This window comes from Actinomadura sp. 3N508 (assembly GCF_044326375.1).
GTDB lineage: Bacteria > Actinomycetota > Actinomycetes > Streptosporangiales > Streptosporangiaceae > Spirillospora.
This window is the reverse complement of sequence record NZ_JBIRAX010000001.1, coordinates 1300052-1322313: the sequence shown is the minus strand read 5'-3', so window position 1 is coordinate 1322313 and position 22262 is coordinate 1300052. Positions and strand designations below refer to the sequence as shown.

22 protein-coding genes are annotated in these 22262 nt (G+C 72.7%); 18 read left to right on the top strand and 4 right to left on the bottom strand.

Annotation, left to right across the window (positions count from 1 at the left end):
* Positions 1–257: 257 nt before the first annotated feature.
* The 6 genes from ACH34S_RS06180 to ACH34S_RS06155 all read left to right on the top strand — a co-directional run bounded on the left by ACH34S_RS06180 (position 258) and on the right by ACH34S_RS06155 (position 7014).
* On the top strand, positions 258–1001 hold the full coding sequence (locus ACH34S_RS06180) for a redox-sensing transcriptional repressor Rex (RefSeq protein ID WP_395951367.1): 744 nt from the start codon (positions 258–260) through the stop codon (positions 999–1001).
* Positions 1002–1086: 85 nt separating this feature from the next.
* The gene (locus tag ACH34S_RS06175; protein WP_395951366.1) at positions 1087–2631 is read left to right on the top strand and encodes a glutamyl-tRNA reductase; all 1545 of its coding nucleotides are present in this window, start codon (positions 1087–1089) and stop codon (positions 2629–2631) included.
* Positions 2628–3554 (top strand): hydroxymethylbilane synthase, encoded by a 927-nt coding sequence (hemC, locus tag ACH34S_RS06170; protein WP_395951365.1) that lies wholly within the window; start codon positions 2628–2630, stop codon positions 3552–3554. The genes ACH34S_RS06175 and hemC overlap by 4 nt, the downstream gene beginning before the upstream one ends.
* A gap of 68 nt (positions 3555–3622) precedes the next feature.
* Positions 3623–5203, top strand: coding sequence for a uroporphyrinogen-III synthase (locus tag ACH34S_RS06165; RefSeq protein WP_395951457.1), 1581 nt, complete (start codon positions 3623–3625; stop codon positions 5201–5203).
* A 17-nt stretch (positions 5204–5220) separates the two neighbouring features.
* Complete coding sequence (gene hemB, locus ACH34S_RS06160; protein ID WP_395951364.1) at positions 5221–6204, top strand: porphobilinogen synthase; 984 nt, start codon at positions 5221–5223, stop codon at positions 6202–6204.
* Positions 6205–6351: 147 nt separating this feature from the next.
* The gene (locus ACH34S_RS06155; RefSeq protein ID WP_395951363.1) at positions 6352–7014 is read left to right on the top strand and encodes a bifunctional DNA primase/polymerase; all 663 of its coding nucleotides are present in this window, start codon (positions 6352–6354) and stop codon (positions 7012–7014) included.
* A gap of 13 nt (positions 7015–7027) precedes the next feature.
* Here the strand turns inward: ACH34S_RS06155 and ACH34S_RS06150 are convergent, their stop codons facing one another.
* A complete protein-coding gene (locus ACH34S_RS06150) occupies positions 7028–8749 on the bottom strand; it encodes a serine/threonine-protein kinase (protein WP_395951362.1) in 1722 nt (573 codons plus the stop codon).
* A gap of 159 nt (positions 8750–8908) precedes the next feature.
* Here ACH34S_RS06150 and hemL point away from each other — a divergent pair, with 159 nt between their 5' ends.
* Positions 8909–10207 carry a glutamate-1-semialdehyde 2,1-aminomutase gene (gene hemL / locus ACH34S_RS06145; protein ID WP_395951361.1) on the top strand — a complete coding sequence of 433 codons (1299 nt, stop codon included), beginning with the start codon at positions 8909–8911 and terminating at the stop codon, positions 10205–10207.
* Here the strand turns inward: hemL and ACH34S_RS06140 are convergent.
* Together ACH34S_RS06140 and ACH34S_RS06135 are read right to left on the bottom strand one after the other, a co-directional pair.
* Complete coding sequence (locus tag ACH34S_RS06140) at positions 10204–11070, bottom strand: dihydrodipicolinate synthase family protein (RefSeq protein WP_395951360.1); 867 nt, start codon at positions 11068–11070, stop codon at positions 10204–10206. The two genes, hemL and ACH34S_RS06140, sit on opposite strands and share 4 nt — an antisense overlap.
* Before the next feature lie 5 nt (positions 11071–11075).
* Positions 11076–11996, bottom strand: a complete 921-nt coding sequence (locus tag ACH34S_RS06135) for an EamA family transporter (RefSeq protein ID WP_395951359.1) — start codon at positions 11994–11996, stop codon at positions 11076–11078.
* Positions 11997–12069: 73 nt separating this feature from the next.
* On the opposite strand from ACH34S_RS06135, the gene ACH34S_RS06130 reads away from it, so the two are divergent.
* From ACH34S_RS06130 to ACH34S_RS06095, 8 genes are all read left to right on the top strand, one after another.
* A complete protein-coding gene (locus ACH34S_RS06130; RefSeq protein WP_395951358.1) occupies positions 12070–12996 on the top strand; it encodes a LysR substrate-binding domain-containing protein in 927 nt (308 codons plus the stop codon).
* Positions 12997–13130: 134 nt separating this feature from the next.
* Positions 13131–13769 (top strand): histidine phosphatase family protein, encoded by a 639-nt coding sequence (locus tag ACH34S_RS06125; protein ID WP_395951357.1) that lies wholly within the window; start codon positions 13131–13133, stop codon positions 13767–13769.
* Between the two features lie 79 nt (positions 13770–13848).
* Positions 13849–14439 carry a TlpA family protein disulfide reductase gene (locus ACH34S_RS06120; protein ID WP_395951356.1) on the top strand — a complete coding sequence of 197 codons (591 nt, stop codon included), beginning with the start codon at positions 13849–13851 and terminating at the stop codon, positions 14437–14439.
* Between the two features lie 30 nt (positions 14440–14469).
* Positions 14470–15213: a cytochrome c biogenesis CcdA family protein gene (locus ACH34S_RS06115; RefSeq protein ID WP_395951355.1), complete on the top strand. Its 744-nt coding sequence runs from the start codon at positions 14470–14472 to the stop codon at positions 15211–15213.
* Between the two features lies 1 nt (position 15214).
* A complete protein-coding gene (locus ACH34S_RS06110; RefSeq protein WP_395951354.1) occupies positions 15215–16924 on the top strand; it encodes a cytochrome c biogenesis protein ResB in 1710 nt (569 codons plus the stop codon).
* Positions 16925–16928: 4 nt separating this feature from the next.
* The gene (ccsB, locus tag ACH34S_RS06105; protein WP_395951353.1) at positions 16929–17939 is read left to right on the top strand and encodes a c-type cytochrome biogenesis protein CcsB; all 1011 of its coding nucleotides are present in this window, start codon (positions 16929–16931) and stop codon (positions 17937–17939) included.
* Between the two features lie 128 nt (positions 17940–18067).
* Positions 18068–19102: a hypothetical protein gene (locus tag ACH34S_RS06100; RefSeq protein ID WP_395951352.1), complete on the top strand. Its 1035-nt coding sequence runs from the start codon at positions 18068–18070 to the stop codon at positions 19100–19102.
* 122 nt (positions 19103–19224) lie between these two features.
* Positions 19225–19527, top strand: a complete 303-nt coding sequence (locus tag ACH34S_RS06095) for a hypothetical protein (protein WP_395951351.1) — start codon at positions 19225–19227, stop codon at positions 19525–19527.
* Positions 19528–19715: 188 nt separating this feature from the next.
* Here ACH34S_RS06095 and ACH34S_RS06090 read toward each other — a convergent pair whose 3' ends face one another.
* On the bottom strand, positions 19716–19919 hold the full coding sequence (locus tag ACH34S_RS06090; protein WP_131964461.1) for a BldC family transcriptional regulator: 204 nt from the start codon (positions 19917–19919) through the stop codon (positions 19716–19718).
* A 280-nt stretch (positions 19920–20199) separates the two neighbouring features.
* Here ACH34S_RS06090 and ACH34S_RS06085 point away from each other — a divergent pair, with 280 nt between their 5' ends.
* Genes ACH34S_RS06085 through ACH34S_RS06075 form a run of 3 tightly spaced genes read left to right on the top strand, consistent with a single transcriptional unit; the run spans position 20200 to position 22149 of the window.
* The gene (locus tag ACH34S_RS06085) at positions 20200–21192 is read left to right on the top strand and encodes a threonine/serine dehydratase (protein WP_395951350.1); all 993 of its coding nucleotides are present in this window, start codon (positions 20200–20202) and stop codon (positions 21190–21192) included.
* A 19-nt stretch (positions 21193–21211) separates the two neighbouring features.
* Positions 21212–21451: a DUF4229 domain-containing protein gene (locus ACH34S_RS06080; RefSeq protein WP_395951349.1), complete on the top strand. Its 240-nt coding sequence runs from the start codon at positions 21212–21214 to the stop codon at positions 21449–21451.
* The gene (locus tag ACH34S_RS06075; RefSeq protein ID WP_395951348.1) at positions 21448–22149 is read left to right on the top strand and encodes a demethylmenaquinone methyltransferase; all 702 of its coding nucleotides are present in this window, start codon (positions 21448–21450) and stop codon (positions 22147–22149) included. Before ACH34S_RS06080 ends, ACH34S_RS06075 begins: the two co-directional genes overlap by 4 nt.
* Positions 22150–22262: the final 113 nt, after the last annotated feature.

Below are 22262 nucleotides of genomic sequence, written 5' to 3'. Positions count from 1 at the left end.
CGGCGTGCGTTCTGTAGGGGTCCGGACGGGCAGCCGCGCCGGAAACCCCTGCTGGACGGGCCCCCACCGCCCGGCCCCCTCAGCTGCGCCGATCGGCCTACCGAGGGGGGCACTTTGTGCGCGTATTCACAAGGGCATAACCTGGTGAACGGCCCCGAGGCGGTCAGGCCGCGGCCGTGCGGCCGCCCCCTGACCGCGCCGGCGGGGCCCGGGGCCGACGCGGCCCCGTTCCCAGCGTCGAGCCCGAAGAGCAGGCCGTGACACCTCGACAGAACCGCCAACGTGACCGCGCCGGGCGCGGCATCCCCGAAGCCACCGTGGCGCGGCTGCCGGTATACCTGCGGGCCCTCACCGGGCTGCAGGACCGCGGCGTCGCGACCGTGTCCTCGGAGGAGCTCGCCGCGGCGGCCGGCGTCAACTCGGCCAAGCTCCGCAAGGACCTTTCCCACCTGGGCTCGTATGGCACGCGCGGCGTCGGGTACGAGGTCGAGTACCTCGTCTACCAGATCTCCCGGGAACTCGGGCTCACGCAGGACTGGGTCGTCGCGATCATCGGTGTGGGTAACCTGGGCCGTGCGCTGGCCGGCTACGGCGGTTTCGCGTCCCGCGGCTTCCGCGTGGCGGGCCTGCTGGACGCGGACGACTCCATCGTCGGCGAGGAGATCGCCGGAATGACGGTGGAGCACATCGACCGGCTGGAGGACATCATCGCGGGCCACGGCGTCTCCATCGCCGTGATCGCGACCCCCGCGGGCGCGGCCCAGGGGGTGTGCGATCGCGTCGTGGCGGCGGGCGTGACGAGCGTCCTGAACTTCGCGCCGGCCGTGCTCTCGGTGCCCGACGGCGTCGACGTCCGGAAGGTCGATCTGTCCATCGAGCTGCAGATCCTCGCGTTCCACGAGCAGCGCAAGGCCGGCGGGCCCGACGGCCTCGCCTCCCTGGCCACCGGCGAAGCGCCGCCGGGCACCAAGCAGTATGTGGAGACGGTGGTCGAAGCATGAGCGAAGCGAGCCGGGGGGTGTGGGGGGTCGTCCCCCCACCGGGCGGGCGCATGAGAGCAGCGGCGGGAGACACGGGAGGCAGGGCGTGAGCATTCTGGTCGTGGGGCTCAGTCACCGGAGCGCTCCAGTGGCGGTGCTGGAGCGGGCGGCGGTGGCCGGGGACGACCTGGTGAAGCTGCTGCACGCCGTGCACGGCTCCGCGAACGTCGCCGAGGCCGCGATCGTCTCGACGTGCAACCGGGTCGAGATCTACACGGTGGTCGACAAGTTCCACGGCGGCGTCACCGCGGTCTCCGAGCTTCTCGCGCAGCAGTCCGGCGTCCCGCTGGACGAGCTGTCGCGGCATCTGTACGTCCACTACGAGGAGCGGGCCGTCCAGCACGCGTTCGCGGTGGCGTGCGGGCTGGAGTCGATGGTCGTCGGCGAGGGGCAGATCCTCGGGCAGATCCGGCAGGCGTTCCGCGTCGCGCAGGAGGAGGGCACGCTCGGCCGCGAGCTGCACGACGTCCTGCAGCAGTCGCTGCGCGTCGGCAAGCGCGCCCACCACGAGACGGGCATCGACAAGGCCGGCGCCTCGCTGGTCAGCGTCGGGCTGGACGTCGCCGCCCGGCACCTGGGCCCGCTGGAGGGCGCCCGCGCGCTGGTCGTCGGCGCCGGATCGATGAGCTCGCTCGCGGCGGCGACGCTGAGCCGTGCCGGGGCGCGCGAGATCGTGGTCGCGAACCGCACCCATGAGAAGGCGGTGCGGCTGGCCGAGTCGCTGGAGACGCCGTCCCGCGCGATCGAGCTGGCGGAGGTCGATTCCGCGGTCGCGGCGGCCGACCTGGTGGTGTCCTGCACGGGCGCGACCGGGCTGGTGCTGACGGCGGCGCGCCTCCGGGCGGAGGGCGTCGGCTCCGACGGGCGGAACCGGTTCTTCCTCGACCTGGCGCTGCCGCACGACGTCGAGCGGACCGTCCGCGACCTGCCGGGCGTCGGCCTGGCCGGGCTGGACGACCTGCGGACGGTCGAGGAGGCCGCGCACGCCATCGGCCCGAAGGCGGTCGAGGCCGTCCGGCGGATCGTGTGCGCCGAGGTGGAGGCGTTCCTCGGCGCCGCGCGTGCCGCGGCCGTCGCCCCGACGGTCGTCGCGCTGCGCACCAAGGCGGCGGACGTCGTCGAGGCCGAGCTGGCCCGGCTGGCCGGACGGGTGCCCGGGATCGACGAGCGGGCCCGCCAGGAGATCGAGCAGACCGTCCGGCGCGTGGTGGACAAGCTGCTCCACGCGCCGACCGTCCGGGTCAAGGAGCTGGCGTCGGCGCCGGGCGGCGACTCCTACGCCGACGCGCTGCGCGAGCTGTTCGACCTGGACCCGAAGGCGCCGGAGGCGGTGGCCCGCGCCGACATGCGCGACAGCCAGGCGCGCGACGAGGATCATGAATGGGAGGGTGCCTCCGCCCTTACGGTGGACCCAGAGTGCGCGGAGGCCGACTGCGTGAGCACGCTTCATGGGCTGGGCGAGCAGGGGTTGGGCGAGCATGGGTTGAGTGAGCAGGGGTTGAGCGCGGAGACGGTGAACGCGCAGGCCGCGAACGTGCGGGCGGTGAGCGCCCGCGGCACCGTGGCCGGGCGTGGAGGAGACGAAAGATGAGCGGTAGCGAACCGGGGGAGCGCCCGCTGCGGCTCGGCACCCGCAGGAGCCTGATGGCGATGACGCAGTCGCAGCGGGTCGCGGACGAGGTCACGCGGCTGACCGGGCATGCCGTGGAGCTGGTCGGGGTAACCACGCAGGGTGATGTCTCCAAGGCCCTGCTCGCGCAGATCGGCGGGACGGGTGTCTTCGTCAACGCGCTCCGCGACAAGATCCTGTCCGGCGAGGTGGACTTCGCCGTGCACTCGCTGAAGGACCTGCCGACGTCCGAGACGCCCGGGATCGCGCTCGCCGCGACCCCGCACCGCGACGACCCCCGCGACGCGCTGTGCGGCCCGGCGAAGCTCGCCGATCTGCCGCGCGGGGCGCGCATCGGCACCGGCTCGCCGCGGCGGGTGGCGCAGCTGCGCGCGATGCGGCCCGATCTGGAGATCGTCCCGATCCGCGGCAACGCCGACACCCGGCTCCGCAAGGTCGCCGACGGGGAGCTGGACGCCGTCGTCCTCGCGCACGCGGGCCTGAAGCGGATCGGCCGGCTGGACGCCGTCGCCGAGGTCTTCGACCAGAGCCTGATGCTGCCCGCCCCAGGGCAGGGCGCGCTCGCGCTCGAATGCAGCGCCGGCCGCGCCGACCTCCGGACCCTGCTTGGAACGGTCGATGACGCCCCGACCAGGCGCGCCGTCACAGCCGAGCGGACGGTCCTGGCCGTGCTGGAGGCGGGTTGCTCCGCGCCCGTGGGGACGTACGCTGCCGAAGTAGATGAAAAGCTCCATCTGACGGCCACCGTCGTTTCGTACGACGGCGCCCGGCAGGTGCGGCTGTCCGCAAGCGGCCACCCGGACGACGCGGAACGGCTCGGACGCGATCTCGCGGCCCGGCTGCTCGCGCAGGGGGCCGACCAGTTGATGGGGGAGCGCGATTGAGCCCCGCCGTGAAGAGCACCACCGCCGAGACCGCAACCGAGGACACGGCGCCTGAAAGCGCTGTCACGCTGGCCGAGGACGGCGCGGCGGACCGGTCGACCGGCCCGCCAGGGGTCGTGATCGTCGGGACGGGCCCGGGTGATCCCGGCCTGCTGACGCTCCGTGCCGCCGCCGAGCTGGAGCGCGCGGACACGGTCATCGTGAGTCGCGAGCACTGCCCGCCCGAGATCCTGTCCCACTGCCGCGGGGACGTGGAGATCATCGACTCGGCGGACGGCGATCCCGTGCGGATCGCCGCCCAGGCCGTGCGGGCGGGCCGCCGCGTCGTGCGCCTGCTCCAGGGCGACCCGGGGCTGGCCTGCGGGCTCGCCGCCGAGGGCGGTGCGCTGGCGAAGGCCGGTGTCCCGTTCGAGGTCGTGCCTGGCGTGTCCGCCGTGACGGGCGTCCCGGGCTACGCGGGCATCCCGCTGACCGACGACGGGCACCGCGAGGTCAGGGTCATCGACGCCTCCGACGGCGGCGTCGACTGGGAGCGCTTCTCCGACCCCGCCGCCACCCTCGTGATCCTCGGGGCGGAGGGCGCGGTCGCGGAGGTCTGCAAGGGCCTGGTCGCCACCGGACGCCCCGACTCCACCCCGGCCGCGATGACGAGCCTCGGCACGACCACCGAGCAGGAGACCGTCGTGTCGACGCTGCAGAAGCTGGCGTCCGACACCAAGGGCATGGAGGCGCCCGCGCTGATCATCGTCGGGGACGTGGTCTCCCGCCGCGACGAGCTGTCCTGGTTCGAGACCAAGCCGCTGTTCGGGTGGCGCGTCCTGGTGCCGCGGACGAAGGAGCAGGCCGCCTCGCTGTCGGACCAGCTGCGCGGGTACGGGGCCGTCCCCGTCGAGGTCCCGACGATCTCCGTCGAGCCGCCGCGCACCCCGCAGCAGATGGAGCGCGCCGTCAAGGGCCTGGTCACCGGACGCTACGAGTGGGTGGTGTTCACCTCCACCAACGCGGTCAAGGCCGTCCGGGAGAAGTTCGTCGACTACGGGCTCGACGCCCGCGCGTTCGCCGGGCTGAAGGTCGCCGCCGTCGGCGAGCAGACGGCCAAGGCCCTGGTCGAGTTCGGGATCCAGCCCGACCTGGTGCCCTCAGGCGAGCAGTCGGGCGAGGGCCTGGCGCGCGAGTGGCCGCCCTACGACGAAGACCTCGACCCGATCAACCGGGTGCTGCTGCCGCGCGCCGACATCGCGACGGACGTGCTCATCGCCCGGCTGACGGAGCTCGGCTGGGAGTGCGAGGACGTGACCGCCTACCGGACGGTCCGCGCCGCCCCGCCGCCCGAGGAGATCCGCACCGCGATCAAGGGCGGCGGGTTCGACGCCGTGCTGTTCACCTCGTCGTCCACGGTGAAGAACCTGATCGGGATCGCCGGGAAGCCGCACAAGGTGACGGCCATCGCGGTGATCGGCCCGCAGACGGCGAAGACGGCCGAGGAATACGGGTTGCGCGTCGACGTTATGGCAGACAAACCATCCGTATCCGCCCTTGCGGAGGCGCTCGCCGAGTACGGTGCCAGATGGCGGACGTCCCGGGCAGAGGCTGGGGAGCCGCCCCGCAAGCCCAGCCAGATGCGCCGCGGCGCGCGCCGCCGCAGGTAACGGGGAGTTCAGTTCACATGTCCGCACGGTTTCCGGTGGCACGGCCGCGCCGGCTGCGCCGCACGCCCGCGCTGCGCCGGATGGTGGCCGAGACGCGGCTCAGCCCCGCCGACCTCGTCCTGCCGATGTTCGTCAAGGAGGGCATCGACGAGCCGCAGCCCGTCTCGTCGATGCCGGGGGTCGTCCAGCACACCCGCGACAGCCTCCGCAAGGCCGCGCACGAGGCGGTCGAGGCGGGCGTCGGCGGGCTGATCCTGTTCGGCATCCCGGCGGCGAAGGACGGGACGGGCTCCGCCGCCGACGACCCGGACGGGATCGTCCAGCACGCGCTGCGCGACCTGAACTCCGACCTCGGCGACTCGACCGTCCTCATGACGGACCTGTGCCTGGACGAGTACACCGACCACGGGCACTGCGGCATCGTCACCGACTCCGGCGAGATCGACAACGACGCGACGCTGGAGCGGTACGCGTCCATCGCGGTCGCGCAGGCCGAGGCGGGCACGGCGGTCGTCGGCCCGAGCGGCATGATGGACGGCCAGGTCGCCGCGATCCGCGCCGCGCTCGACGGCGCCGGGTACCCCGACCTCCCGATCATGGCGTACTCGGCGAAGTACGCGTCCGCGTACTACGGTCCGTTCCGCGAGGCCGCCGAGTGCGCGCCGCAGTTCGGCGACCGCTCCACCCACCAGCAGGACCCGGCCAACGCCGACGAGGCCCTCCGCGAGGTGCTCCTCGACATCGACGAGGGCGCCGACATGGTCATGGTGAAGCCGGCCGGGGCGTACCTCGACGTCATCCGCCGCGTCCGCGACACCGTCGACGTCCCCGTCGTCGCCTACCAGGTCAGCGGCGAGTACGCGATGATCGAGGCCGCCGCCGAGAAGGGCTGGATCGACCGCGACCGGATGATCATGGAGTCGCTGCTGTCCATCCGCCGCGCCGGCGCCGACATCGCCCTCACCTACTGGGCCACCGAAGTGGCGCGCCGGCTGGCCTGACCGGGCTGATCCGCCGTCCCGCCCTATCGGGACGGCCCCTAGTTACTTAGGGTCGTTTTCCGGGGGTTGCCGTGCCCGCGGTTTCGTCCGCCGGGCATCATCGGTAACCAGGAACCCACGTTCGACCTTGGGGTATTGGGGGCGGAAATGCTGGCGGTCTCGGGGAACAGACGGCTGAAGGCGGCACGCGACCGGATGGCCTCGGCGGCGCGGGAGTACGCCGCCCTCGGCTGGCCGAGCTTTCCCGGTGCCCATCCCCCGAACGCCGCCGACCGCAAGGGCGGTGACAGAGCGTGTTCATGTGACCGGATCGGCTGTCCCGATCCGGGCGCGCATCCGGTATCGGCGGCCTGGGCGCACCAGGCCAGCGTGGACACCGCCGTCATCGACCGCTGGTGGGCCGAGCGCCCGCAGGCCAACATCATCCTGCCGACCGGCCGCGTCTTCGACGTGTTCGACGTCCCCGCCGCCGCGGGCACGCTGGCGCTCGACCGGATCTCCCGTGAAGACCTGCCCGTCGGGCCGGTCGCGTCCGTCGGCGGCGACCGGAGCCTGTTCTTCGTCGCGACCCGCGGCGCGCCCGTCGACGAGGACGAATGGTGGTCCTGCCAGCTCGACTGCTCCCCGGAGGACGTCGCCGAGACGCCCGGCATGCGGTGGCACTGCCGCGACAGCTACGTCGTGGCGCCGCCGTCGGTGCTGCCGTCCGGGCGGGAGGTCGGGTGGCTGCGGCCGCCGTCCAGCGACCCGCTCCCCGACCCGCTGCGGCTCCTCGAAGTCCTCTCCGACAGCTGCGACGCCGCCGGATAGCGACCGGAGGCCGTCAGCGGGGCGCCTTGATGGCGGGCTTCTTGCCCCACTTGGTGTAGGAGCCGCGCATGGTCTGGTTGCGGCCCTTCTCCGGCCCGGCGCGGACCCAGAACTTGACCGGACGGAACCCCGCGTCGAACTTGATCGCGAACGCGATCTGCTGGACGCCGGTCGCCTCGGCCATCCGCGCGTACATGGGCCCGAGGTCGGGGACCTGCGCCAGCACCGCCGCCGGGGCCTCGCCCTCGTAGATCGCGCCGGTCCTGGTGAGCTTCGTCGACGAGCGCAGCAGCGCCGTCAGGTTCGCGACCGAGCTGCCCTGGCGCACCTGGCCGGCCGCCGCCGGATAGCCGCGCCCGGTCAGCGCCGACGAGCGCCACTTCTTGCCGACGCGCACGTAGAACCGGTCCTGGACGATGACCGCGCGGACCGGCTTGCGGGCCGCGCCCGACCCCGACAGCGTCAGCGAGTACGACGGCAGCGCGGTGGACGCCTGCCCGCCCGGGGCCAGCCCGAGCGTTCCCTTGCCGCCGGCGGGGAAGCCGCAGCAGCCCGTCTGCCGGTAGCTGAACAGGGCGCCCGGCGCCTGCGCGACGGCCTGGTCGATCCGCGCGACGAGCTGGTCCGCGTCGATGCCCCCGGGCGCCGCGGCGGGCGGTGTCGGCTGCGGGGTGCTGCTCTGCGCCGTCGTCGGCGTGGCGGGCTGCTTCTTGTCGCCCTTCAGCAGCGTCGCGGCGCTCGCCCCGGCGCCCGCGACCAGGAGGACGGCGACGGCGGCGAGGACCCAGCGCGTCCGGGAACCGCCACCGCCCGGCTGCTTGGCCGCGACGACGGGGTTGCGGCCGCTGCTGCGGGCCGGCCTGGGCTTCGGCGGCTCGGGCTGGAGGGCGGCCTGCGCGGCCAGCTCGGTGAGGCGCCCGCGGCCCTGCGCCTCCCAGGACGGCCCGTACGCCGACACGGCCGCCTCCTCCAGCGCGGCGAGGTAGTCGACGGCGGAGGCGGGACGGCGGGCCGGGTCCTTCGCGAGGCCCTGGTGGACGAGATCGCGCAGCGGCCCGGGGACCTCGTCGGCCGGGATCGGCGCCTCGCGGTGCTGCCGCGCCAGGTTCCGCCCGGTGAAGGGCGGACGGCCGGTGAGGCACTCGTAGAAGACGGCGGTGGCCGCGTACAGGTCGGTGGCGACGGTGGCGGGCGCGCCGTCCCACAGCTCGGGCGCCGCGTACGCCGGGCCGGACTGCGCCTCGGTGCCCGGCCGCGCCGTCGCGAAGTCGGTTAGCCGCGCGTTGCCGTCCGCGTCGATCATGATGTTCGCCGGGCGCAGCGCGCCGTGCAGCGGCAGCCCGTGCTCGTCCGCCGAGGCGAGCCCGAGCAGCGTCCCGCCGAGCATGGACAGCGCGGCGAGCGGCCCGGCGGGGCCCTGCGCGGCGAGGACGCGGCGCAAGCTGACGCCGTCCACGCACTGCATCACGATCGCGGCGCCGTCCGCGCTCTCCACGAAGTCGTACAGGTCGACCACGTTGGGGTCCTCGAGCTGGGACAGGACGCGCGCGGCCGCGCGGAACCGCGCGCGGAAGGCCTCGTCGGCGAGCAGCCCGCCGGCGAGGTACTTGATCGCGACCTTCGTGCTGGTCACGTCGTCGACCGCCAGCACCACCCGGCCCTCGGCGCCGCCACCCAGCTCCCGTTCGTGGGTGAAGCCCGGGACCGTCCAGCCGTTGACCACAGTGAAAGCCATCCCTCCGATGCGCATGTCCCGGTGAGCCGCCCGGGGAGTTGAAGGGGCACCGTGAGTCCGCAGGCAGAGACAGGGCGCCATGTCGTACTTGGTGGAATATCGGCCCGTACCCGGCGAGGTCAAGGCAAGTTCCCGAACTGCAACTGAGAGACTGAATCAATGAAAGGTTTCGATCGCTCCCAGGACTTGTTCGATCGTGCCATGCGGGTGGTGCCGGGCGGGGTGAACTCGCCGGTGCGGGCGTTCGGCGCCGTCGGCGGGACGCCCCGGTTCATGGCGTCGGCGCGCGGCCCCTACCTGACGGACGCCGACGGCAACGAGTACGTCGATCTGGTGTGCTCGTGGGGGCCGATGATCCTCGGGCACGCGCATCCGGCCGTCGTCGAGGCGGTGCGGGACGCGGCCGGGCGCGGCACGTCCTACGGGGCGCCGACGCCCGGCGAGGTCGAGCTGGCCGAGGAGATCGCCTCCCGGACCCCGGCGGAGAAGGTGCGGCTCGTCAACTCGGGCACCGAGGCGACGATGTCGGCGATCCGGCTCGCGCGCGGCTTCACCGGACGCTCCAAGATCGTGAAGTTCGCGGGCTGCTACCACGGGCACGTCGACGCGCTGCTCGCCGCGGCCGGATCCGGCGTCGCCACCTTCGGCCTCCCCGACACCCCCGGCGTGACCGGCGCGACCACCGGCGACACGCTGATCCTGACCTACAACGACGTCCCGGCCCTGGAGATGGCGTTCGACGAGCACGGCACCGACATCGCCTGCGTCATCACCGAGGCCGTGCCGTGCAACATGGGCGTGGTGCCGCCGCTGCCGGGCTTCAACGCGCTGCTCAAGCGGCTCTGCGAGCGGTACGGGGCGCTGCTGGTGATGGACGAGGTGCTCACCGGATTCCGGGCGTCGCCGTCCGGCTGGTTCGGGATCGAGGGAGTGCCGGGCGACCTGATGACGTTCGGGAAGGTGATGGGCGGCGGGCTGCCCGCCGCCGCGTTCGGCGGGCGCGCCGACATCATGGACCAGCTCGCCCCGGCGGGTCCCGTCTACCAGGCGGGCACCCTTTCGGGGAACCCGCTCGCGACCGCCGCCGGGCTCGCCACGCTCCGGCACGCGACCCCGGAGGTGTACGCGGCGGTCGACCGCGCGGCGGAGACCGTGTCGAAGGCCGCCTCCGAGGAACTGGCGCGGGCGGGCGTCGCGCACTCGATGCAGAACGCCGGGAACCTCTTCTCGATCTTCTTCACCGAGGGGAAGGTCGGCGACTTCGCCGCCGCGCAGCACCAGGACGCCAAGGCCTACGCCGCGTTCTTCCACGCGATGCTGGAGCGCGGCGTGTACCTGCCGCCGTCCGCGTACGAGGTGTGGTTCCTGTCGGCCGCGCACGACGAGGAGGCGCTCGGACGCGTTCTGGACGCCCTCCCGCACGCCGCCCGAGCAGCAGCCCAGGCGTCGTCCTCCTAGACGGCCCTGAACGCCCTCAGCGCCGCCGCGACCGACTCGGGACGCGGCGCGTGCAGCGGAGCGCGCACGGCGGGCTCGTCGATCAGCCCTTCGTCCACCAGGCACGCCTTCAGGACGCTCGGCGACGGCTCGCTGAACAGCGCGTCCGCCATCGGGAGCAGCGCGTTGTGCAGCGCGAGGGCGCGCGGCGCGTTGCCGTCGCGGGTCGCGGCGGCCATCGCGGCGTAGCCGGCGGGCGCGAGGCAGGCGGACGCGGTGACGCCCCCGGACGCGCCGAGCTGGAGCATCGGGTACAGGTACGCGTCGTCCCCGCACAGGATGGCCTTGCGGGTGTGCGCGGCGAGCACGGTGAGGGTGTCGTGGTCGACGGCGCCCGCGCACTGCTTGATCCCGGCGACGCAGTCGAGCGCGAGGATCCGCAGGAGCGTCTCGGCTGGCAGCGGCTTACCCGTCCGGTACGGGACGTGGTAGGCGATGAGCGGTATGTCCACGGCGGAGCCGATGGCGGCGAAATGGTCGATGACGCCTTCGTCCGACGGGCGCAGGTAGTAGGGGACGACCACGAGCAGCGCATCCGCCAGCGGCGCCCGTTCGCGGGCCTGGCGGATCGAGTCCTCGGTGCCGATGGTCCCGGCGCCGACGGTCAGCGGCGTCCCGTGCTCGATCGAGACGGCGCGGCACACCTCCAGGACCGTCCGCTGCTCGGCGGCGCTCAGCATGGCCGCCTCGCCGGTCGTGCCGAGCGCGACGAGGCCGTCGGCGCCGCTGTCCAGGCAGTGGACGGCGAGCCGTTCGAGCGACTTGACGTCCACCTCGCCGGACCGGGTGAACGGCGTCACGAGCGACGCGTGGATTCCGTACACGGGTCTCACCTTGTCTCAGCCGGTTGGGGTTCGGGTCCGGGCAGTTCGACACGGGTGCGCGGGCGGACGCTGCCCGCCGCGACGCCCGCGATGATCAGCGCGGCGGCGACGAGCCGGACCGCGTCCACGTGCTCGCCGAGCAGCAGGCCGGCCGAGACCAGCCCGAACGGCGGGACGAGCAGCGAGTACATGGCGACCGTGCTGGCCTCGTAGCGGCGCATCAGCCAGCCCCACACGCCGAACCCGAACAGCGTGGAGATGTAGGCGATGTACGCCATCGAGCCGAGCCCGGCCAGGGACAGCTCGCGGGCCGCGTCCGGCACGGCGCCCGGCCCCTCGAAGATCAGCGACAGGGCGAACAGGGGGAGCGGCGGCACCAGCGACACCCAGACCATGAAGCCCAGCGGCTCCACCGGCCCGGTCGCCACCTGGCTCATCTTCCGCATGGCGATGTTCGCCAGCCCCCAGCTCGCCGCCGCGACGAGGCAGACGAGGAACGCGCCGACCGGGCTGCCGCCCTCGGCCTGCACCACGCCGAGCAGCGCGACCCCGCCGAACGCGACGGCCATGCCCGCGACCTGCCGGACGCCGAGCCGCTCGCGCAGCAGCAGCCCCGCGAACAGCGCCGTGAAGATCGCCTGGACCTGGAGGACGACCGACGCCAGGCCCGCGGGCATGCCCATGTCCATGCCGATGAACAGCAGCCCGAACTGTCCCACGCCCAGCGGAAGGCCGACCAGGACGAGCCAGCGCACCGGGACGGGCGGCCGCCGGACGAGGAACACCGCGGGCACCGCCGCGAGGAGGAACCGCAGCGCGGCCATCAGCAGCGGCGAGAAGTCGTCGAGGGCCCAGTGGATGGGTACGAAGTTGAAGCCCCACAGCGCGGCGACCAGCGTGGCCAGCAGGACGTGGCGCGATCTCATGATTTGATCGTCAAGCAGAAACTCGGTTTAGGACAAGCGAGAAATGCTTGACACCTCGCTTTAGTATTACTACATGCTTGATTTGGAGCGGCTGCGGGCCCTGCATTCCGTCGCGACCTACGGCTCGGTCAGCGCCGCCGCCGACGTCCTGCACGTGACGACCTCGGCGGTCTCGCAGCAGCTCGCCAAGCTGGAGCGGGAGACCGGCCAGAAGCTGCTCGAACGCAACGGCCGCGGCGTCCGGCTCACCGACGCCGCCGAGCTGCTCGTCGCCCACGCCGGGCGGATCCTGTCGCTCGTCGAGCAGGCGCAGGCCGACCTGGAGGCGCACCGCGGCTCCGTCGTCGGGCAGCTCACCGTCGCCGCGTTCCCGACCGCCATCCGCGGGCTGATGCCCGCCGCGCTGAGCGCCCTCCGCGCCGACCATCCCGACCTGCGCGTCCAGCTCCTCGAAGAAGACCCGCTGCGCAGCATGCCGCTCGTCTCGCGCGGCGACTTCGACATGGCCGTCGTCCAGGACTGGAACAACGAGCCGCTGCCGATGCCCGAGGGCCTGCGCAAGGGGATCATCTGCGACGACGTCGCCGACGTGGCGGTGCCGTCCGGCCACCCGCTCGCCGGGCGCGACACGATCGACCTCAAGGAGCTGGCGGGCGACCGGTGGATCAGCTCCTCGCCCGACAGCATCTGCTGCGACTGGCTGCTGCGGACGCTCCGCGCCGTCGACAGCGAGCCCAGCATCGACCACATGGCCTACGAGTTCGCGACGCAGCTGTCCCTCGTCGAGGCCGGGCTCGGCAACGCGATCCTGCCGCGGCTCGGGCGCTGCGACGTCCCGCCGGGCGTGGCGATCGTCCCGCTGTCGGACCCGCTGTCGCGCCGCGTGTACGCGGTCTGGCGCGAGGAGGCCGCCCGCCGCCCCGCCATCCGCGCCGCGCTCGGCGCCCTCCGCGCCGCCGTCCCGGCCGACCTCCCGGCCGTCTCCGCCGTCACCGGCTGACCCGTTTCCCCGCCGTCCGCCGTCACGGGGTGACCTGCTGCCCTGCCGTGTCCGCCAGCTCCGGCTGACCGCCGCGGGCCAAGGCCATGGCCGGTGGACGGACGGGCGAATCCGCCTAGGTAATCTTGCTGGCGATGACCGAGAAAACGACCGTTCACCTGTTGCGGCACGGTGAGGTGCACAATCCCGACGGGATCCTGTACGGGCGGCTGCCCGGCTACCGTCTCAGCGAGGACGGCGTCCTCATGGCGAAGGCCGTCGCCAAGTGGTTCGCCGACCGGGACGTGACCGCCATCCTCTCCTCGCCGATGCAGCGGGCGCTGGAGACGGCCGCGCCGCTGGCCGACGCGTTCGACCTGCCCGTCACGGTGGACGACCGTCTGATCGAGGCCGGCAACCACTTCGAGGGCCTGACGTTCGGGGCCGGGGCCGGGTCGCTGCGCCGCCCCGAGCACTGGCGGCATCTGGTCAACCCGTTCAAGCCCTCCTGGGGCGAGCCCTACAAGGAGCTCGCCGCCCGGATGCGCGCGGCCGTGATCAGGGCGCGGGAGGCGGCGAAGGGCCACGAGGCCGTGTGCGTCAGCCACCAGCTGCCGATCTACGTGCTGCGGCTGCACGCCGAGCGGCGGCGCCTCTGGCACCACCCCAAGCGGCGCGAATGCGATCTGGCCAGCCTGACGAGCCTGACGTTCGAGGGCAGCCGGCTGGTGGAGGTCGCCTACTGTGAGCCCGCGGCGGGGATCGCCAAGGGCCCCAGTGTCGCGGGTGCCTGACCGCACCGCTAGGTTTGAGTACTACGTCTTGTAGTAGCACGCGCTGAACTCGCCCCGAACGTCCTGAATTGGAGGTCCGTTGAGCCCCCGAGTCTCCCCGCTGCGCGCCGCCGCCGCTGCCGCCGCGCTCTGCGGGCTGATGGCCGGGTGCGCCGGGACGAGCGCCTCGGGGAACGGTCCGGACAGCGGCGACAACAGGTTCATCGCCGGCAACGGCAACATCACCGAGTACAAGCCCGCCGACCGCAAGAGCGTCCAGGACGTCGGCGGCGAGCGCCTCGACGGCGGGCAGTTCAAGCTCACCGAGCTCAAGGGCAAGGTCGTCGTCGTCAACTTCTGGGCGTCGTGGTGCGCGCCGTGCCGCGGCGAGGCGCCGTCCCTCCAGCAGGTCTACGACGAGAACAAGGCCAAGGGCGTGGCGTTCCTCGGCGTCAACTTCAAGGACTCCAAGGCCAACGCGCAGGCGTTCGAGCGCAAGTTCAAGGTCACCTACCCGAGCCTGTTCGACGACGGCGGGCAGGTCACGCTGGCGTTCCGGGAGGTCCCGCCGAGCGCGATCCCGAGCACGCTCGTCCTCGACCGGCAGGGCCGCGTCGCCGCCCGGATCATCGGCGCGACGACGTACTCCAAGCTGAACCCGCTGGTCGCCAAGGTCCTCGCGGGGACGTGAGCCGATGGGCCCCGAAATGAGCACGCAGGGATGAGCACGGTCGGCGAGACCGTCGCCAGCGGGTCGCTGGTCGCGGCCGCTCCGCTGGCGGCGCTGGCCGGGCTCGTGTCGTTCGCCTCGCCGTGCGTGCTGCCGCTCGTCCCGGGCTACCTGTCGTACGTGACGGGCATGACCGGCGCCGACCTCGCCGACCAGCGGCGCGGCCGGCTCCTCGCGGGCGCGGTGCTGTTCATCGCCGGGTTCAGCGTCGTGTTCGTCAGCTACGGCGTGATCTTCGGGGGGCTCGGCAGGTGGCTGCTGGAGTACCAGGATCCGATCACCCGCGTCCTCGGCGCCGTCACGATCGTGTTCGGCCTCGCGTTCATGGGCTTCATCCCCGGGCTGCAGCGGACCATGAAGTCGGGCCGCCTCCCGGCCGCCGGGCTCGCGGGCGCGCCGCTGCTCGGCGTCCTGTTCGGGCTCGGCTGGACGCCCTGCATCGGCCCCACGCTCGGCGCCGTGCAGGGCCTCGCGATCACCGAGGCGAGCGCCGGACGCGGCGCGCTGCTGTCGCTGGCGTACTGTGTGGGGCTTGGCCTGCCGTTCGTGGCCACCGCGGTCGCCTACCGCCGGGCGCTGGGCGCGTTCGGTGCCGTGAAGCGCCACTACCCCCTGGTCATGCGCGCGGGCGGCGGGATGCTCGTCCTCATCGGGGTGCTGCTGGTGAGCGGGCTGTGGGGGCATCTGACCATCGAGCTGAGGTCGTGGATCAGCGGCTTCGAACCGGTTATTTGAGATGACTGAAACCAGGAACGACGTTGAGGACGCGGGCACGCGGGCGCCCGCCGCGCGCCAGGCGCCGGAGGAGGTGCCGCGCCCGAAGGGCCTCGGCCCGCTCGGCTGGCTGCGCTGGGGCTGGCGGCAGCTCACCACGATGCGCACCGCGCTGATCCTGCTGTTCCTGGTGGCGCTCGGCGCGGTGCCCGGGTCGGTCCTGCCGCAGCGGGGCCAGGCGCCCGAGAAGGTCGTCGCCTATCTCGACGAGCACAGGACGCTCGGCCCGTGGCTCGACCGGTTCTCCATGTTCGACGTGTTCGCCGCGCCCTGGTTCGCGGCGATCTACATCCTGCTGTTCGTGTCGCTGGCCGGGTGCGTCATCCCGCGCGCGGTGAAGCACTACGAGTCGATGCGGGCCCGCCCGCCCGCGGCGCCGCGGAACCTGGGGCGGCTGCCGCAGTCCGCGACGTACGAGACGGACACGTCCCCGGACGACGTCCTCGCCGAAGCCCGCAAGGTGCTGCGCGGGCGCCGGTTCCGGGTGGACGTGTCGAGCGGTGCCGCGTCCGCCGAGAAGGGCTACCTCGGCGAGACGGGCAACCTGCTGTTCCACCTGGCGCTGCTGGCGCTGCTGTTCGCGCTCGGCCTCGGGAACCTGTTCGGCTACCGCGGCGACGTCCTGCTCATGGAGGGCCGGACGTTCGCGAACTCGCTCAGCCAGTACGACCAGTTCACCCCCGGCCGCGCCTTCGACGACGGCAGGCTCGCCCCCTTCACCGTCAGCCTCGACGACTTCAAGGCCGAGTACGAGACCGGCGGCGACAAGCGCGGCCAGGCCACGGATTTCAACGCCGCCATGCGCTTCCGCGCCACGCCGGACGGCAAGGAGGAGCGCTACGACCTGCGGATGAACCATCCGCTGAAGGTCGGCGGCGCGAAGGTGTACCTGCTCGGCCACGGGTACGCGCCGGTGTTCACCGTCCGGGACGCCAAGGGCAACGTCGCCTTCCAGGACTCGGTGCCGTTCATCGTGATGGAGACGCGGAACCTGACGTCCGAGGGCGTCATCAAGGCCCCCGACGCCGAACCCGACCAGCTCGCCTTCTACGGGATCCTGTGGCCGTCCGCCATGGCCAGCGAGGACGGCAAGCAGATCGTCTCCGGGTTCCCGGCGCCGCTGCGTCCCGTCGTCACGATCACCTCGTTCAAGGGCGACATCGGCCTCGACTCCGGCACCCCGCAGTCGGTCTACAAGCTGGAGGGCATCGGCAAGACGCTCCAGCCCGTCAAGGACGGCCAGAAGCTGCTGGAGCCGGGGGAGACGTTCACGCTGCCCGGCGGCGCCGGGTCGATCACGTTCGACGGCCTCAAGGAGTACGCGACCCTGTCGGTCAACCACGACCCGGGACGCATCCCCGCGCTGGTCGCGGCCATCCTGGCGGTGCTGGGCGTGGCGACGTCGTTCATGGTCCGGCGGCGCAGGGTGTGGGTCCGTGCGAGCGCCGCGGAGGGCGGGCGTACGGTTGTCGAGGTCGGCGGTCTCACGCTGGGGAGCCCGACCTCGGAGTTCGACGACATCGTGACCGCCCTGCGCGGCCCCGAGCAGGAGCCCGGCCCCGGTGAACCGGACGAGCCCGGGGAACCGAACGAGCCCGGGGAACCGGATGAGCCCGGTGAATCGGATGAGCCCGGCGAGCCGGACCTCCCGGCGACCGAATCGAAGGAGTGACGAGGTGAGCAACGCCGACCTCGCGAACCTGAGCGACAAGCTCATGCTGACCACCGTGGTGATGTACATCATCGCGCTGGTCGCCTACGCCGCCGACATGGGCTTCGGCCGCCGCGGCGTCGCCACGGCCGCCGACGCGAAGGCGTCGGTCCAGCAGAAGGCCGAGGCCAAGGTCCTGGTCGGCGCGGGCGGCGCGGCGGACGCCGACGCCCCCGAGGGCGCCAAGGCCGCCGACGCCGACGAGGGCGCCGAGCAGCGTCCCCAGGTCGACTGGGCCCGCCTCGCGATCCTGCTGAGCGTGCTGGGCGTGGGCGCGCACCTCGGCGTCCTGGTGTCCCGCGGGCTGTCCGCGAGCCGGTGGCCGTGGGGCAACATGTACGAGTTCCTCACCGCGATCTCGTTCGCCGCCGTCGCCGCGTTCATGGTCGTGACGGTCCGCTACAAGGCGCGCTTCCTCGGCGTGCCCGTCATGTTCGCCGCCGTCATCGCGCTCGGCGTGGCGAACATCTGGCTGTACGACTCGGTGGGCCCGGTCACCCCGGCGCTCAACTCCTACTGGATCGCCATCCACGTGTCCGCCGCGATCATCGCGACCGGTGCGTTCACCGTCGCGGGCGCGGCCACGATCCTGTACTTCCTGAAGTCGCGCGAGGAGGCCCGCGCCGGGGACCGGCCCAAGGGCCGGGGCGGTGCGCTGGCGCACGTCCCGTCCGCGGAGAGCCTCGACCGGCTCGCGATGCGCGTCACGATGTTCGCGTTCCCGATCTGGACGGCCGCGATCATCATGGGCGCGATCTGGGCCGACCAGGCGTGGGGCCGCTACTGGGGCTGGGACCCGAAGGAGATCTGGTCCTTCGTCACCTGGATCATCTACGCGGCCTACCTGCACGCCCGCGCCACGGCGGGCTGGAAGGGCCGCAAGGCGGCGTTCCTCTCGCTCATCGCGTTCGCCGCACTGCTGTTCAACTTCTTCGGCGTGAACTACATGTTCTCCGGGCTGCACTCCTACGCGTGAAAGATTTCCGGGACGCGTGACTCCCGGGGATGACGGCGTGTCGGGTTCCGGCTTACGCTTCCTCCGGGACCCGGTCGCGCGGCGGACGCCGCTCGCAACCCCCGCGGGTCCGCTGACAGAGGAGCCCGATGCGCTTCAAAGGCGTCCATCGCAAGCCCCGCCCCCGGGAGCTGTGGCATCGCGAACCGTTCCGTGGCGGGCGCATGCGCGGGGACGGCGCGGCCCAGGACCGCACGCCCCGCCGCGACGATGGGGCCTACTCCCCGTCGCCGCCCGACTCGGGGCAGGTGCGCCCGCGCAGCAACCAGCCGCGCGACCGGTTCGGCCGGTTCCGCAAGGCGGGCCGCGACGACGACTTCGCGCTGGGCCCCGGCGGCGTGCCGGACGGCGGGGACGCCGGCCGCGACCGCCCCGAGAGCGACGACGCGACGGGCCCGCTCGCCGGCCGGTTCGGCCGCCGCAGGCGGGGCCGGCCCCGGGCGAGCGACTACGCGTGGAGCGACTTCGAGCTCGACGACGACCGGCTGCGCGTGCTGCCGCACCCGCCGGGCGTGCCGCACGTGACCGACGGCCGCCGGAACTGCGGCGTGCTGGAGAACGTCCTGTACCGGCAGTGGGACGTCAGGGACGGGCCGCCGGGCCCCGAGGTGATCGGGGCGATCGACAGCCTGGCGGCGCTGCCGGACGGCCTCAAGGAGAAGCTCGCGGGCGGGCTCGACGGCATCTATGTCGGCCCGGGCGGCGTCCCGCAGCTGGACGACATGGGCCATCTGCGCGACCGTCCGCTGCCGTCGGGCCGCGCCACCTGGGACATCTGCGCCGGCGCCTACGGCGACCGCAAGATCGTCGTCGGGGACCGGCCGTCGCCGACGCCGGACGTGATGCTGCACGAGGTCGGGCACGCGCTCGACGACATCGACGGCGACGACGGCGAGTGGACCTCCGACAGCCCGGCCTTCCAGCGCCTGTACGAGGAGTGCCTGCCGCATCTGGCGAGCGACTTCCACCGCCAGCCGAACGCGCTCGGCCGCCGCGAGTTCTTCGCGGACGCGTTCGCCGCGATCTCCTCCCGGCAGCGCCCGGCCCTCGTCGATATGCTCGCCGGCAACATCCGGATGGCGCTGGAGGTCATGCTCTTCTTCAACCGCAGGTACGGGATCTAGGACATCCTGATGTCAGGGCGTTGTGAGAATTCTTCATCCTCGGCCGGCCCGCGAGGGCGATGGTGCCGGGGTACTAGCCGGATGAAAATTCCTCAACCGATCGATCGCGAGGGTGGACGACGATGTACGTGATCCGGCTCCCGGACGGCACGCTCCGGGTTCCGCACAGCGTTCTCGCCGACGGCGGCGAGGGCGGCTCCGGGCCCGGTCCGCGCGAGGGACGGATCATCGCCGACGCCTACGTCGAGATCGGGCCCGGCGATCCCGACTACGACCGGCTGCTCCGCGAGTCGCTGACCGAGGACGAGTGGGAGGACCGGCGCCGCCGCTGGCGGGAAGAGGACGCCGATCTGCTCCGCCGTTTCGAGGAATGGAAGTCCGATGCTCCGGGAGAGCCGGACGGCCCCGTCGAGAACGGCGACTGACTCCGGAATCGCCGCGGAATGCGAATCTTCTTCGGAAAGGCGGCCGGCCGGGAAAGGGAACGGCCCCGGCCGCCCGGGCGGGTGTCTCCCCCGGGGGACTACCACGACGCGGCGGTCCGGGCGGCTGAGGCCGGTGACGGGCCCGAGATGGCGGGGTGGGCCCGGAAAAACAGCGAGGTTCGGGCAGGTCAGCGGGCCGAATGCTCGGCGATGGGCTCATCGCCGCGCAGCAGCGCGTGCACCTCGGACTCGCGGAAGCGCCGGTGGCCTCCCGGAGTGCGGATGCTGCTGATCCGCCCCGCGGCGGCCCACCGGGTGACCGTCTTCGGGTCGACCCGGAAGAGGGCGGCGACCTCTCCTGGGGTCAGCAGGCGCTCGCTCGTGCTCTCCACGTTTTCTCTCCCCCTTTGTCCCGCTCTCGGCGCGGGTGGACTGTTTAACAGTGTGGCGGGTCAAGACCGATTTCTCCCTTGTTTTCGGAAAAGATCACGGACCGTAGTTTTTCGAGCAGGACCGATCACCATCGGTAAGGGCGCCCTTCGGAGAGTGTTCGGATGAGGTTCGCCGTTAACCCCGATTGACCTGCCAAGTCACGACTGAACGGGGTGTGGACGCGGCCCGCCGGGCCCATAGCGCCCGCCGCATCAGCCCCGTCGAAGTAGTCTCCGGTCCATGTCCGATCTTGTTTCGCTCCCGGAGATCGAACGGGCCGCCGAGCGCATCGCGGGCGTCGCCGTCCGGACGCCCCTCGTACCGTTCCCGTCCGGCCCCGCCGCCCCGCCGCGCGCCGGAGCCGCCGGGGAGCCGTCGCTGCTGGTGAAGGCCGAGTCGCTGCAGCCGATCGGCGCGTTCAAGGTGCGCGGCGCCTACTCCGCCATCGCCTCCCTCCCGGCGGAGCAGCGGGCGCGCGGCGTCGTGACGCACTCCAGCGGCAACCACGCGCAGGCCGTCGCGTACGCCGCCCGCGCGCTCGGCATCAAGGCCGTCCTGGTCATGCCGCACACCACGCCCGGCGTGAAGGTGGACGCGTGCATCGCGCTCGGCGCCGAGATCGTGTACGTCGAGCCGACCTCGCGGGCCCGCGCCGAGACCGCCGAAAAGCTCGCCGCCGCGCACGGTTTCACGATGATCCCGCCCTACGACGACGCGCGGGTGATCGCGGGGCAGGGCACGGTGGGGCTGGAGATCGTCCGCGACACTCCGGACGTGGACGTCGTGCTCGTCCCGATCAGCGGCGGCGGCCTCATCGCGGGCGTCTCCGCCGCCGTCAAGGCGCTGCGGCCCGAGGCCCGGATCATCGGCGTGGAACCGGAGCTCGCCGCCGACGCCCGCGACTCGATGGCCGCGGGACGTCCCGTCGCGTGGGGAGCGGAGGAGACCGGCCGCACCATCGCCGACGGGCTCCGCGTCCAGCAGGTCGGCGACCTGCCGTTCGCACACATGCGCGCGCATGTGGACGGCGTCGTCACCGTCACCGAGGACGAGATCCGCGTGACGATGCGCCGCCTCGCCCGCGAGACGCGCCTGATCGCAGAGCCCAGTGGCGCCGTCGCCACCGCCGCCTACCTCTACCACCATCCCGAACTCCCAGAGGGCCGCACCTATGTCTCCGTACTGTCGGGCGGCAACGTAGACCCGGCCCTCTTTCTGGACGTCCTGAGGTAGGGACTACGCTCGAAGCGTCATGCGTTCCGTCATCTTCTATTCCGTCGCGCGGCTCGCGATCTTCGCGGTGACCGTGGGCGTGCTGGCGCTGTTCGGGGCCCGCGGGTTCCTGCTCCTGCTGCTGGCGCTGCTGATCAGCGGCGTCGTCAGCTACGTGCTGCTGTCCGCGCAGCGCGACCGGATGTCCGCCGCCGTCGCCCGCGGCGCCCGCGCCCAGCGGGAGAAGTTCGACAAGTCCGTCACCCGCGAGGACGCATGAGCCGCGCCTCGCTGGAGAAGAAGCCCGCCGACGTCGCGGCGATGTTCGACGGCACCGCCGAGCGGTACGACCTGCTGAACACGCTGATGACCGGCGGGCGCGACCGGCGGTGGCGGCGCGAGGTCGTGCGGGCGCTGGCGGCGCGTCCGGGCGAGCGGGTGCTTGACCTCGCGGCCGGGACGGGCACGTCGTCGGTGCCGTTCGCCGAGGCGGGCGCCGAGACGGTGGCGTGCGACTTCTCGCTCGGCATGCTCCGCGTCGGCGCGCGCCGCCAGGCCGGTGTCCAGGGTTTGAGCTTCGTCGCCGGGGACGCCCTCCGGCTCCCCTTCGCCGACGGGTCGTTCGACGCGGTGACGATCTCGTTCGGGCTCCGCAACGTCGCCGACACTGGCAGGGCGCTCCGCGAGCTGCGGCGGGTCGCGAAGCCCGGCGGGCGGCTGGTGGTCTGCGAGGTGAGCCACCCGCCGAACGCGCTGCTGGCGTTCGGGCACCGCACGCACCTGCGCTACGGGCTGCCGCTGCTGGCCAGGGTCAGCTCCAACCCCGACTCCTACCGCTACCTCGCCGAGTCGACGCTGGCCTGGCCCGACCAGGCGGCGCTGGCGGCGCTGCTCCAGGACGCGGGCTGGAAGAACGTGCGCTGGCGCGACCTCACGTTCGGGGTCGCCGCGCTGCACCACGCCGTCAACCCGGGATGATCCCGGACGGGACCGGGAGCGAAGTTCCGGACCGGTCCATGCTCGACCGGCCCCGAATTACGCACCGGTCGTGATAAAGGAATAGACTCCCCACCGGACCTTTGTGAAGTGCT

What these genes read in the sequence shown, in the direction of transcription:
- hemL (WP_395951361.1), top strand. Translation starts at nt 8,909, where the DNA reads ATGAAAGGTTTCGATCGCTCCCAGGACTTGTTCGATCGTGCCATGCGG.
- ACH34S_RS06135 (WP_395951359.1), bottom strand. Translation starts at nt 11,996, where the DNA reads ATGAGATCGCGCCACGTCCTGCTGGCCACGCTGGTCGCCGCGCTGTGG.
- ACH34S_RS06080 (WP_395951349.1), top strand. Translation starts at nt 21,212, where the DNA reads ATGCGTTCCGTCATCTTCTATTCCGTCGCGCGGCTCGCGATCTTCGCG.
- ACH34S_RS06115 (WP_395951355.1), top strand. Translation starts at nt 14,470, where the DNA reads ATGAGCACGGTCGGCGAGACCGTCGCCAGCGGGTCGCTGGTCGCGGCC.
- ACH34S_RS06085 (WP_395951350.1), top strand. Translation starts at nt 20,200, where the DNA reads ATGTCCGATCTTGTTTCGCTCCCGGAGATCGAACGGGCCGCCGAGCGC.
- ACH34S_RS06125 (WP_395951357.1), top strand. Translation starts at nt 13,131, where the DNA reads ATGACCGAGAAAACGACCGTTCACCTGTTGCGGCACGGTGAGGTGCAC.
- ACH34S_RS06150 (WP_395951362.1), bottom strand. Translation starts at nt 8,749, where the DNA reads ATGGCTTTCACTGTGGTCAACGGCTGGACGGTCCCGGGCTTCACCCAC.
- ACH34S_RS06130 (WP_395951358.1), top strand. Translation starts at nt 12,070, where the DNA reads ATGCTTGATTTGGAGCGGCTGCGGGCCCTGCATTCCGTCGCGACCTAC.
- ACH34S_RS06100 (WP_395951352.1), top strand. Translation starts at nt 18,068, where the DNA reads ATGCGCTTCAAAGGCGTCCATCGCAAGCCCCGCCCCCGGGAGCTGTGG.
- ACH34S_RS06155 (WP_395951363.1), top strand. Translation starts at nt 6,352, where the DNA reads ATGCTGGCGGTCTCGGGGAACAGACGGCTGAAGGCGGCACGCGACCGG.
- ACH34S_RS06075 (WP_395951348.1), top strand. Translation starts at nt 21,448, where the DNA reads ATGAGCCGCGCCTCGCTGGAGAAGAAGCCCGCCGACGTCGCGGCGATG.
- hemC (WP_395951365.1), top strand. Translation starts at nt 2,628, where the DNA reads ATGAGCGGTAGCGAACCGGGGGAGCGCCCGCTGCGGCTCGGCACCCGC.
- ACH34S_RS06095 (WP_395951351.1), top strand. Translation starts at nt 19,225, where the DNA reads ATGTACGTGATCCGGCTCCCGGACGGCACGCTCCGGGTTCCGCACAGC.
- ACH34S_RS06110 (WP_395951354.1), top strand. Translation starts at nt 15,215, where the DNA reads ATGACTGAAACCAGGAACGACGTTGAGGACGCGGGCACGCGGGCGCCC.
- hemB (WP_395951364.1), top strand. Translation starts at nt 5,221, where the DNA reads ATGTCCGCACGGTTTCCGGTGGCACGGCCGCGCCGGCTGCGCCGCACG.